Annotated in this window: 10 protein-coding genes; 3 read left to right on the top strand and 7 right to left on the bottom strand. The window is 53.0% G+C overall.

The features are described 5' to 3' along the window. Positions 1-3: 3 nt before the first annotated feature. The 4 genes from CFLAV_RS21965 to CFLAV_RS21940 all read right to left on the bottom strand — a co-directional run bounded on the left by CFLAV_RS21965 (position 4) and on the right by CFLAV_RS21940 (position 5,061). The gene (locus CFLAV_RS21965) at positions 4-378 is read right to left on the bottom strand and encodes a BlaI/MecI/CopY family transcriptional regulator (protein WP_007417045.1); all 375 of its coding nucleotides are present in this window, start codon (positions 376-378) and stop codon (positions 4-6) included. A gap of 359 nt (positions 379-737) precedes the next feature. Beyond that, positions 738-1,775, bottom strand: a complete 1,038-nt coding sequence (locus CFLAV_RS21955) for a pepsin/retropepsin-like aspartic protease family protein (RefSeq protein WP_007417044.1) — start codon at positions 1,773-1,775, stop codon at positions 738-740. A gap of 350 nt (positions 1,776-2,125) precedes the next feature. Beyond that, complete coding sequence (locus CFLAV_RS32845; protein WP_050785909.1) at positions 2,126-2,956, bottom strand: C-type lectin-like domain-containing protein; 831 nt, start codon at positions 2,954-2,956, stop codon at positions 2,126-2,128. A gap of 230 nt (positions 2,957-3,186) precedes the next feature. Next, entirely contained in the window at positions 3,187-5,061 is a 1,875-nt protein-coding gene (locus CFLAV_RS21940; protein ID WP_007417042.1) for an RNA polymerase sigma factor, read from the bottom strand. 113 nt (positions 5,062-5,174) lie between these two features. On the opposite strand from CFLAV_RS21940, the gene CFLAV_RS21935 reads away from it, so the two are divergent. From CFLAV_RS21935 to CFLAV_RS35695, 3 genes are all read left to right on the top strand, one after another. Further along, on the top strand, positions 5,175-5,390 hold the full coding sequence (locus CFLAV_RS21935; protein ID WP_040549767.1) for a hypothetical protein: 216 nt from the start codon (positions 5,175-5,177) through the stop codon (positions 5,388-5,390). Positions 5,391-5,641: 251 nt separating this feature from the next. Further along, on the top strand, positions 5,642-6,901 hold the full coding sequence (locus CFLAV_RS21930) for a DUF4855 domain-containing protein (protein ID WP_083809085.1): 1,260 nt from the start codon (positions 5,642-5,644) through the stop codon (positions 6,899-6,901). A 680-nt stretch (positions 6,902-7,581) separates the two neighbouring features. Further along, positions 7,582-7,740 (top strand): hypothetical protein, encoded by a 159-nt coding sequence (locus CFLAV_RS35695; protein ID WP_160164634.1) that lies wholly within the window; start codon positions 7,582-7,584, stop codon positions 7,738-7,740. 37 nt (positions 7,741-7,777) lie between these two features. Here CFLAV_RS35695 and CFLAV_RS35990 read toward each other — a convergent pair whose 3' ends face one another. The 3 genes from CFLAV_RS35990 to CFLAV_RS21910 all read right to left on the bottom strand — a co-directional run bounded on the left by CFLAV_RS35990 (position 7,778) and on the right by CFLAV_RS21910 (position 11,343). Then, positions 7,778-8,068: a hypothetical protein gene (locus CFLAV_RS35990; protein WP_192812807.1), complete on the bottom strand. Its 291-nt coding sequence runs from the start codon at positions 8,066-8,068 to the stop codon at positions 7,778-7,780. 1,298 nt (positions 8,069-9,366) lie between these two features. Then, positions 9,367-10,068 carry a C-type lectin domain-containing protein gene (locus CFLAV_RS21915; protein ID WP_007417034.1) on the bottom strand — a complete coding sequence of 234 codons (702 nt, stop codon included), beginning with the start codon at positions 10,066-10,068 and terminating at the stop codon, positions 9,367-9,369. Positions 10,069-10,545: 477 nt separating this feature from the next. After that, positions 10,546-11,343 (bottom strand): SecDF P1 head subdomain-containing protein, encoded by a 798-nt coding sequence (locus tag CFLAV_RS21910; RefSeq protein ID WP_007417033.1) that lies wholly within the window; start codon positions 11,341-11,343, stop codon positions 10,546-10,548. Between the last annotated feature and the right edge of the window lie 144 nt (positions 11,344-11,487).

Raw genomic sequence — 11,487 nt, 5'->3', positions numbered from 1 at the left:
TCCTTATTCCTGATCTTCCAGCAGCTTTTTTAGTTCGCGGATTTCCTCCCGGGAAAGTCGCTTGCGCGCGACAAAATGCGCCAGCATCGGCTTTAGCGACCCGCCGAACACCCGGTCAAGGAACGAAACGCTCGCAGCCTCGGCGCACTCGGCTTGCTGCACGAGCGGATGATAGAGATAAGCCCGCCCCTCTAGTTTGAAACCCAGGGCCTTTTTCTTGACCAGCCGATTCAGAAAGGCTTTCACCGTTTTGGGATGCCAGGCGGCATCGCGCTGATTCAGCACTTCGATGATATGGCTGGCGGAACAGGGCGACTGGCCCCACACGACCTTCATCACTACCCATTCCGTTTCGGAGATACGTGGAATTTTCTTCATGCGTCCTTTACGATTACAATTGCAATCGTACGAAGATTACATCAGTAATCTTACTGGTCAAACAAAATTTCAAAATATTTTTGTTTAACCGGATGGCAGGATCGGCCCGATGGAAATCGTTCCTCAAATCACGCGTGTCCCGAAGCGTTTTCCGTGAATGGGAGAAAAGAAGACAGATGTTGAAATGCGGATTTCCGAACAGATCGTGGATTCAAGTGGGAATTGCTGGACAGGGGGCATGGAAACTCTGTGGAGGTGATGATTTGGGAGCAAACCTTTTTTGGTCTGGTTCCCCTTTATGGCATTGCCAGCCGATGGTTCGGCCCCGGAGTGCGACAGGAGAAACCGTTGAAAACGGTTCATGGGGCAGGAAACTCCTCAATAAGGTGGTCGCTCCGATCAGTCCGCCAGGCTCTTTGCAATTTCCAGGGGCCATCTTTGGATGTTCGAGCAACTGCATAAAGGTAGATTGCAGAGTCGCCGCTTTTGTAGCCTTCGAGGATTCCGGAGGTGGGGTAGGCAAAACCAGTAATCTGGCCCTTATCAAGCTTGGTCCAGCCAGGGAGTTGACCGCGATCCCGCAAGTCTTCTAAAAATTTTACCGCCGCTTCACCCTCCTCATCAACCAGCGGCCCGACGCTGGTCCGCTTCAGATATATCGTCCGGTTTGGAAAATCAAACGTGACCAAATGCCGAGATAAAAAGCTCAGGCCGACTCCACTAAATGTGCCGTCCCCGTGCAGAGTCAAATGAGGGTAATCGTCCCCGCCCAGCGTGCCGTTTGGAGAACGCGTTTGGCCGGGCGCAGGCGATGCCACGTGATTCGTCCATTGCCGGTATAATTTGGGTGTTAGAAAACCATCGAAATTACAGCCGGTATCGATCAAAGTACCCCGTCCTTTCACACCGGCAAGATTCTCGCGGATGGACGGACTTCCGCCGTTAATGGCGGTCAAGGAGAATGCCTTGCCCCAATCATCCTTATTCGAGGGATTTGGGTTGAGAAAACGCACTTTGCCGGCGGCGAAATCCAGTTGAACACAATAATGCTTCAGGCAGGGCATGCCCAGGACTCCCATGACCGGACGGTTGGTGTGGGTCATCCGACTCAAATCATTCGATAGTAGTTGTATCTGCGTGCTTGTCGTGATCCTGTCACCAATTTCCAACAGGGTATCGCCCAGATAAAGCTTTGGCGCTTTGTATAGCGTTATGGTTGTCTTTCCATAACATGAACCAGACCTCGCGGTTCCGAGAGGCTTTCCCAATAATGGCGCCAATGAGCTGTCAAACAGGGTATACGAGGCGCCTGTGTCCACGACCAATAATAATTCCCGGCCATTTTCCAAATGGGCCGTTACCAAAAGTTCGTCGCCGCGGCCTGCGCCTCTGTTCATCGATATTTCGGCGGGAATTTGAACGTGAGTTGGATTTGCCGTGCGGCAGGAGCACAAAAAAAGCAGGCAAACACACGCATGAACGATGTACAATATTTTCATAAAACGGGATTCCCCGGCATTGAGGCTGTGCACTTTCTCCCACCTTTTCGTGAACTCGTCAACTTTTTGAAATCACTGTCCGACCATTCGTGCTCATGATCGAGGACTTTTCCGCCAACGCAGGCTGCAACGGCTGATGCAACGCATGTGGTCAAGGCGCGATAAATCGCATCAGCGCCCACCCAGAGACCGATGCTGATCGTGAACGGCTCCGCAATATCGGAATAGCCGGGCACCTTGGAAGGTATTTATTGCGATATCACGCGGTAGAAGCGGCTGAAGGAGTTGGAGGTTTGCGAATCGGTAAATTGAAAATGGCCGGGGGAAATTTCTGTGGCGCTCCCCAGGTCGGTCCAATTGGTTGACGGAAGGTTGGTCGCCATCAGAACGTGGAAGGGTACGCCGGGAGTATTGGTGAAGGCGAATGTGAACGAACGGTCGGGTTGGATTGTGGGGTTTGCAAGGACGGGTGGCGTCGGTTCGAGTTCGATGACATAGGATTTGGTCCATTGATTCAGACCTGAGCCAGTCAGGTTATACTCATCACTCCAGGTGGCAGCACGACCGGTTCCTGCGTGGAAGAAGGATACGCGGTCCTGGTTGTAGTTTGTGCCACTGATGGTGTTGGTGAGATTGTTCGGTTCGCCCGATTCCCAGTTCGCATACGAAAATAGTTCAGGAGTGGAGGCACCAGTTTGAATTACCCATGTGAAGCCGCCTGCGGGTTCGCTGGCGTTGGCCAACTGGTACCCGCCAATCCAGGGACCATGATCATTGGAAGACTGAGTCCAGTAGGTTGGATCATCTATCAAAGTGAACACGAAGTTGTTTTCTTCGGCGGAGGTAATTGTTGCCAGATAGCCACCTGCCGCCAGCGCCTCTGTGTTGGCGGCATCCCAGGAGATGAGGCCGGATTTGGCGACAACGCGGAAAGTGTGCCCGTTTCCGCCGGATGCGACCGTCCAGGTTGCCTGCTTGGTATTGTCAGCGTAGGCGGGCAGAGCCAAGAGGCACAAGAGGGCGGGTGCCGTGCGAAGCGGAATATCAACGTGAATTGAAGGAGTTGCTGATTTTGACATGGTCGAAGCAAGGTGGGGTTGATTTACGCTCCTGTTCATTGGGAGTGGAGGGTAGCAGTTGGAGTGTGAGAGACAAGTGTAAACAGTCTCAGGTTGTTTGGCAAAGGGCTGCACACTGGTTCAGAGTTCGCAGCCATGGGGCTCGGAAGTGTAACCCATCACACCAGTTCACATCCTGCCAACCGACGGTTCGGCTCCGGAGTGCGACAGGAGAAACCGTTGAAAACGGTTCATGGGGCAGGAAACTCCTCAATAAGGTGGTCGCTCCGATCAGTCCGCCAGGCTCTTTGCAATTTCCAGGGGCCATCCTTGGATGCTCGCGCAACCGCATAATGGTACATCGCAGAGTCGCCGATTTTGTAGCCTTCGAGGATTCCGGAAACGAGATAGACAGAGCCAATGATCTGCCCCCTATCAAGCTTGGTCCAGCCAGGAAGTTGCCCCTTATCCCGCAGGCCCTCTACAAATTTTACGGCCGCTTCGCTCTCTTCATCAACCAGGGGGCCGACGCTGGTCCGCTTCAGATACACTGTTCGGTTTGGGAAATCAAACGTGACCAAATGCCGTGATAAGAAGGTCAGGCCGACTGCATTGCATACGCCGTCCCCGTGCAGAGTCAAATCAGGGTAATTCTCCCCGCCAAGCGTGCAGTTTGGAGAATGCGTTTGGCCGCGCGCAGGCGATGCAACGTGATTCGTCCATTGCCGGTATACTTTGGGTAATAGAAAACCGTCGAAATTACAGCCGGTATCAATCAAGGTAACCTGTCCCTTCACACCGGCAAGATTCTCGCGAATGAATGGATACCCGCTGCCAAAGAGAGTCCAGGAGAATGAGGTAATCAGGGGGAATGCCTTGCCCCAATCAGCTTTATTCGAGTGATTTGGGTCGAGAAAGCGCATTTTGCCGGTGGTGAAATCCAGCTGAATGCAATAATGCTTCAGGCAATCCATGCCCAGGATTCCCATGACTTGACGGTTGGTGTGGGTAATCCGGCTCAAATCATTCGATATTAGTTTTATCTGCGTGCTTGTCTCGACCCAGTCACCCATTTCCAACGGGGTATCGCCCAGATAAAGCTTTGGCGTCTTGTATCGCCTCGTGGTTTCCCTGCCATAAGTTGAAGAAGACCACGTGAATCCGCGGGGCTTTCCCAATAATGGCGCCAATGAGCTGTCAAACTGGGTATACGGGTCGCCTATGTCCACGAGCAATAATAATTCCCGGCCATTTTCCAAACGGGCCGTTACCAAAAGTGCGTCACCAGTGCCTGCGCCTCTGTTCATCGATATATCGGCAGGAAGTTGGGTGGTTGTTGCAGCTGGAGCAAAAAAGGCGGTTGCAAAAAACGGAATGCCAGCCATAAAAAGAACCGTGGCGCCGGTGATGACGGAAATTTTCATTTTATGCCACACCATTGTTTTCAAGGCTCCCTTCACCAGCGCCAGAGTCGAAGCGCCAGCGTTCGCTCCTTTGGCCGCCGCAACGACGGCAGTCACAGATGGCGCCATTTCCGGAGCAGCGGACTGGACGGAATTGGCAGCAATCAGTCCGGCGATGATGGAAGTTGTTGAAGTCACGCCACGCCTTGCGAAATATTTCCGCATATTTTCCAACGCACGATTCACCCGCATCCGTGCTGCGTCCTCACCCGTCCCCAGCGCCATCCCCACCTCCTTCAAATCCTTTCCTTCCATGAACCGGAGCACGATGGCGTTATGCTCCTTCTCCCTCAAACTATTCAGCGCGTCCTCCAGATGTGGCGCGATATGCGACCAAGCGTCAAATCCCTGCTCGTTTGAAGCGGATTCCATTTCCATATAAGCCTCCTGTTCGCGGCGTTGGCGACGGCGTTGCACGGTCAAGGCGTTGGCGGAAACATATCGTGCCGTGCGGCAGAGCCAGCCGGAGAGGATGGTCCTGGGACCAAGTGAGCTGGCTTTCCGGGCCAGAATGATAAAAACGGCCTGGGTGATTTCCTCTGCCAGATGAGGGTCGCGCACTTGCCGCAGGGCGACTGAATAGACCAGGTTTAAGTGCCGGGATACGAGCGTGGCAAACGCCTGCTCGGAATTGCTCTGGGCATATTCCCGCACCAAGTTCATGTCATCGGACATCATTGACCAGTACATTTACACAGCCGAGGAAACCGAACAGATTATTTTTGACGGCTTCTTCCATGCCAATTCCGTTCAATAATCTCTTTGAGCCCTGATGGGTGACCCTTTTCAGCCCGGATGTTATTTCCGGCTTCGACGGAAAGACCCCCATCCAGGACATGGCCCTGCTGCTCACCATCTTTGCGGAAGATGAGAAAGGTCACGAGAGCGAAGCGTTGAAAGACTTGAAGGCGTTGGCGCAGAATACCAAGGTTTCGCCGGACATCAGGCAATCTGCACAAGTGATATTGCAGGGGAGGCAGAGCAAACAATGAGGAGTTAAGGTCTCGCTTGTTGGATTCCCGGAACTTAATGGGCGAAACCTTTTAAAAAGCTCTCAGCACGCGCTAGAACCTGATGGGTGACTGACCGAATAAGAAGCAATCGGAATCCAAGCGCATGAAATGAAAGGATCGGATGCAGCTCTGGATGCACTTTGGCCGTCAAGGCAACTGAACCAGAGAAGTTGAGGCAGGTAACGTTTTGTCTGTGCCGGTTGACACCAACACTAATTGGCGACCCCTTTATGAGACTCCTTACGTCATCTCCTACGCAATTGCTGTCGACAGGTTGTATCGCTGAAGCAATTATTGGTTTGATGACGGCGATTCAATTCATGGGCAGGGCAGGTGTTCTTTTTGCCTGCACGCTGTTGGTGGCTGGCTTTGCCTTTGGGCAGGAGGGGGAAGCAATTAAAATTAAGGCGGGAGCGGAAATTTCGGCGAATGCACGGGGGTCGATCGTAACGAGCAAGACTAATTCAATCACTGACCTGGTGCTGATCTATGAGGCTGGAGCGGGTCGCCAGCCTTGGACGATGGATGGTTTCAAGCCTTATGTTTACCGTGAAGTGGAGGGAAAGTTTGAGTGGCTTTTTGATGGGTTTCTTTTTATCGATTTCCTGGCGCCTTCGGGTGCGCGGCTGTGTCCGATTACCCAGCGCAAAGACGCGACGAAGCGTGACTGGCAGGAGTTGATGGACCAGTACTTTCAAGATGGACAAAGCCTTGCGGCGTTGGATCAACTGCTGGATTCGCTGGCGGCGAAAGGACACAAGCCCATCCGCAAACGTCAGGTCGTGATAACACTTCCCACCCCGATGACGGGCTCGGATCCGAATCGGGTTGTGATTACTTCGGAATGGGGCGAGTTGGACGGGAAGACTCTGGATTTCAACCAGGCGGAGGAGCGGTTGAGGGCGGCGCGATGGTATGTTGACGAGGTGCTTAAACGTTGGCAGGAGAAAAATTACAAGCACCTGGAACTGGCCGGATTCTATTGGGTGTTCGAACGCGCGTGGCAGGTGCATCATACGCAGGAAATCGGAGCATACATCCATTCGAAAGGTTCCCATTTATATTGGATTCCCTCGTGGCCTCAGGGAAGGAAAAACTGGCAGCAGTACGGTTTTGATTTCGTTTACCAGCAGCCCAATTATTTTTTTCATCGTCAGCCCACGCCAACCGATCGGCTCGAAGCTGCCTGCCAGTTTGCAGAAGGCTGCGGTACGAGCATGGAAATGGAGTTCAATAAGGATCTGCTGACCAAACCTGCGTTCCTGACTTATTTCGATGAGTATCTTCGCGCGTATGAAAAGCATCAGGTTTGGGAAAGACGGCCGGTAGCCTACTATGAGGGCCATGGCGCGTGGTCTGATATGGCCAACAGCCAGGAGCCATCGGTGAAAAGCCGATACAAAGCCTTGGCGGACATCATCGCGAGAAGGCAAAGGAAAGCGGATGCGGGCTTTGTTTTTCGACAGGAAGCGGACGCAATGCATAATTAATAATTTGATGGATTACGAAGACCTAAAATCGCAATTGTCCTGGACTTTCCAGCGTGGCGAGCACTTGGAGCCACACCATGAACTGGCCTGACCGAAATCAATTGTGTTCACGCAAAATTGTAAATACTTAGGATCGATCCCTTTTCGTGTAAATAATTTGGACCGACCCCTCGGCTGGAAAAGTTGAGGTAGGTAACGTTTTGCCGGTTGACACCAGCAATGGGTGACCCACGAATTGCAGTTGGAACAGAAGGACGACGAACTCGTTGTTTCGTTATTGGATCCCAAACAGAAGCGTATTTTTATCCATGTACCGAGAACGAAGAGCTAACAAAATCAGTGTAGCCAATGCCGGGTTGTGCACTGACTTTGCGGTTCATGTCATCGGCCGGCCTGGTTGACCGTAATTGACACCATATTATTCGCCTCAAAACTCTTGGAAATTTGTCCGCTTGGACCTGCCCCCTATCTATCATAGAACACACCCACCCAAGAAATGGAGCGAGGGAGGCTGGACTGCCACCCGTGCCCCAGCTTCCTTCGTTTCTATCAAGGGTAACACTTACTTTTGGCGCGCGGCGGATTGGGGGGCGTGGGGAGGTGGAATCGCAGGTCGCGTACGCGGGTGGAGGCATGTGGAGGGAGAAAGGCGCGGGCCTTGTTAGGGAGCGCGCGGCAATGTGTCCTTACCAACGCAAGCGAACGATCCTGGCGGTTGGATGGTTATCGTGGATCGCCTACGCGTTGGGCACGATGAATTGGATTATGCCGCGAGGGAGGTCACGGAAGCGGCGCAACGCGTTCCCTACCGATTTATTGATTGCTGGCGCGAGTTTTGAGTCCTTGGTCGCGTACGCGGGTGGGTGGGCTTGGTTTTCAGGCGGTGGCACTGGGTGGTTCGAGGTTGGTGGTAATGGTCGGTTGGGGGAGTTGGATGATGGGATTGGGAGTTGCAGAAGGTGGAGTTGCGTCGGTAGTTGGGGTGGTGGTGTCGGAGGTGGTTTTGGTGGTTCGTGTGCGGAGGGTGCGGCCTTGGGAGCGGGCGATTTTCTTTTTGGCTTCGGCCTTGTCGCCTTCGAGGACGTCACGTTTGATTACTTCCTGGGTTAAGATGGTTCGGATTTCGAGGGGGAGCGGAATGTCTAATGATGTAATTACCAAGGTCACAGCGGAATGTGGCCAAGGCGGTGGATTTCATGCGTTTTCGGTCCTTCGGTTGGGCTTGATGGAGGAGGTTGGCGTTTTTGGGCCGAAGGTTTTTATGGGAATGGTTACCTGGGGCTCCGCTGCGCTACACCCCAGGCTTTCACATGGCAGGCTTTCAGCCCTGAAGAAGTTTGAGGGGGAAGGGGCCTTGCGCGGAGAATGCGGCGAATGGCCAAGGGAAATATCAGATTGTCAGATTTTCAAATTCTCAGATTGGGGAAGCGTGAGGATTTTGATTATTGGTCGCGTACGCGTGTGGAGCAAATGGGATGAGTGGGGTCTCGGGCCTCGTCAGGGAGCGAGCGGCAGCTCATCCTTACCATTAATTTATGGCTGGCGCACGACGTGGCATCGTGGGCTGCGTCCGCAGGTAAGCTCGATTGGCGGAACAAAGTCACCGACGGGGTCAGAATTCCGGGTGTTTCCACACGGGTGCCAGCGTCATTCCACCGATTAACTGATTGCTGGCGCAGAGGATTGGAATCGTTGGTCGCGTGCTATCGGCGAGATGGGGATGTTGGTGCGTTTTCGATCCTTCGGTTGGGCTTGGTGGAGGAGGTTGACGTTTTTGGGCCGAAGGTTTTTTACGCACTTGTACCAAAGGTAGTCGCGCCAAATCGAACGAGGCACGACAACCTTGGGCTGTAAGCCGAAACCACTTTGTGGTTTTTTTGGGGAAAAGGGCAAAGGAATGAGCAGGTGCCACGGCGCAAGGGTTGGTTGAATGTTTGGGATCTTGGGTCGCGTCCGCTATGGGCTCGATGGAGCGAACAGGGTCGCCGACGTTGTCAGAATTCGGGCAGAGCCTCGTTCCACCATTTAATGGATTGCTTGCGCGCGGGGATGGATATGTTGGTCGCTTACGCGGGTGGAGCAAATGGGATGAGTGGGGGCGCGGGCTTTGTCAGGGAGCGAGCGGCAGGTCTTTCCAGACGGGCACCAATCCTTACCATTAATTGATGGCTTGCGCACGACGTGGAATCGTGGGCTGCGTCCGCAGATAAGCTCGGTGGGATGAACAAAGTCACCGACGAGGTTAGAATTCGGGGTCCTTCCAGACTGGCACCATCGTCATTCCACCATTAAACGTTTGCTCGGGCGAGGTTTGGTGTCGTTGGACCGCGTACGCGGATTGAGTGGGGCGTTAGGTTAAGCATCCTTGGCCTTATTTGGGAAACGGCGCAGCGTGTTCCCTACCAGAATGAACGAGCCTGGTGGTTGGATTGGGGGGCGTTGGCCGCGTACGCGGGTGAGGCATTTTAACCTGTTGGGTTTTTGGGGCGTTTTAGGCGGGTGACCCAGATACACAGCAGGATAACAAACACTGTGATGAGAATGGTGGCCAAGGTGTATTTATTACTGCTTTTGACCGGCCGGCTTGGATCGGTATCCCGCTCCACCAATCCAAAGTACGGACCGTCCGTGGTGCCTCCAAAACCGATAGTGCCATTGAGGGGCGCATCATTCCAATCCCCTTTGGTTCCTCTCGGCGGGTTGTCTGAGTAGTGCCAATTTATGGTCCCGCAAAACTCATCTTCACCGAAATCATCCGGCTGTCCTGGTTTCCAATTACTGTAGGTAAGCGGCTCGCCTGTCACCCAATTGAACGTGGTGTGTGTGGTGAGGCCAAATTTTTTTTTAAGTTGTCGCAATCGGCTATTCGCGTGACGGTCAATGAGGCCGATCCAGAGTGGCCGGTGCTCATACGCTCCGGTAAGGAACCTGGCATTGATAAAATTTTGCTCGTTGGAGGTTGTGATGGTCGCCAACGTCCCTCCCCATGATATGGCCAGGTGCTCAGCGGTGGTCCAATTCGTGGCTGATGTTGTTAATGCGTAATAATGGTTGTTCCCACCAGCAGCCGCACTCCATTGAACCCAAGTTTGTGCAAAGGCTTGCCCAGTCCCCATCAATACTGCAAAGATGGCAAACCAATTTTGCGTGCGAAAGAGGAAGTTCATCTTGATACTCCAAATGATTTAACTCAGATATTTCATGCAGGTCAAACACTGTGCGCCCAGCCCAGCATATTCGCGGCGCAAATCGGGCGTTTTTCACAATGCTTCAGCAGCAAACCAAGACGAGCAGAACCGGAAAGCGAGCCATTCGGCTCGCCGGTATCCGCTCCAACTCGCCTCTTTGAGTGTTATCCATGTATTGAAATACCAGTGGCGAAGGAGAAATGAGGGGCGGATGTGTTTAGGATCGTTGGTCGCGTACGCGAAGAGGATCTCGAAGCAAGGTTAGAGACTCCTCACGTCGTCTCCTACGCGAGAGAACGTGCCTGGCGGTGGGATTTGGATTGTGGGGCGCGTGCGCGATAAGCTCGATGGGTTCGGCAGAATCACCGATGAGGTTAGAATTCCGGGCCCTTCCGGACGGGCACCAGTGTCATTCCACCAATTCCTTCGTGGTGGAAAGATAAGTTCGTTAAGACTTTAAAACGACTTTGATTCCACCAGCTTGACGCGAGTTGGCAGGGAGCTCTCGAGCAGATTGGCCAACTCCAGGGCTTGCCGGTCAGTATAATTTCCCGTGAGTTGTCCCCGACCGCCGGTAATAGGTGATCGGATGATGGGGGCGGACTGTATTTTACCATCCAGTATGATGGCCAATTTTCGCCCCACATTTTCAGTGGTGACATTTGCAAGGATTTCCGTGCCTTTACGGTCAAAGGTAAAGTTAATCTCCGGTTGACCTACCTGGTTGCGGCTCACCATCGCGCTTGTTAGGTATTTGCCGGTCAGGCCCTGCTCCGGCATTTTCTTCACCAGATAAGTGGAGGTTTGCTGCCGGCCATTCGGCAAATCGTTCATCTCCTTCATCGTTTCATAGCCGATTTCGGTCAATCCCTGCTTAATCATGTCTTCACTATGTTCATGCACGAGGCGGAATTCCAAAAAGGCATTGTTAAATAAATGGCTTTGAGCCAGTTCGATGTTCTGCGAACCCACCATGGGAGAGATAATGCGGGCCTGGTTTGTCGAAACAGTTTCCCAAAAAACAGTGGTGCCGAATTTCCCAAACCGTTTAAGCATCACCTGCCTGACCTCGGCCATAAGGTTTGTGTTTGCCGCCGCCTCGGAGGCATCAATTTCCAACAGAAAAGCAATTCCATGCTCCGGCGGCTTTGTGAGCGGGGCGCTCTGGTGAGGGCGGAAATAAAACACCAGGGCCACCAACAGAAACAGCATACCCACGAAGACCAGGCCGAGGGTTGCGAAATTTTTTTTCATTCCGAATAGATAATGTGCGTTGGATAATGAGTCTGCGCTCTTGCGCGGCAGATTGACAAGGTCGGTCCAACGTTGCAATGCTAAAGCCAGGGGAAGTATGGGTCGCAACTTTGGTGCTGGGGGCGGGGAGTGTGAGTTGGATCG

The organism is Pedosphaera parvula Ellin514 (assembly GCF_000172555.1).
GTDB lineage: Bacteria > Verrucomicrobiota > Verrucomicrobiia > Limisphaerales > Pedosphaeraceae > Pedosphaera.
This window is presented reverse-complemented; position numbering and strand designations above follow the sequence as displayed.

Excerpts from the sequence above, each read along its gene's own strand:
- CFLAV_RS32845 (WP_050785909.1), bottom strand. The coding sequence starts at position 2,956 with ATGTCAAAATCAGCAACTCCTTCAATTCACGTTGATATTCCGCTTCGC.
- CFLAV_RS21955 (WP_007417044.1), bottom strand. The coding sequence starts at position 1,775 with ATGAACAGAGGCGCAGGCCGCGGCGACGAACTTTTGGTAACGGCCCAT.
- CFLAV_RS21910 (WP_007417033.1), bottom strand. The coding sequence starts at position 11,343 with ATGAAAAAAAATTTCGCAACCCTCGGCCTGGTCTTCGTGGGTATGCTG.
- CFLAV_RS21940 (WP_007417042.1), bottom strand. The coding sequence starts at position 5,061 with ATGAACTTGGTGCGGGAATATGCCCAGAGCAATTCCGAGCAGGCGTTT.
- CFLAV_RS21965 (WP_007417045.1), bottom strand. The coding sequence starts at position 378 with ATGAAGAAAATTCCACGTATCTCCGAAACGGAATGGGTAGTGATGAAG.
- CFLAV_RS21915 (WP_007417034.1), bottom strand. The coding sequence starts at position 10,068 with ATGAACTTCCTCTTTCGCACGCAAAATTGGTTTGCCATCTTTGCAGTA.
- CFLAV_RS21930 (WP_083809085.1), top strand. The coding sequence starts at position 5,642 with ATGAGACTCCTTACGTCATCTCCTACGCAATTGCTGTCGACAGGTTGT.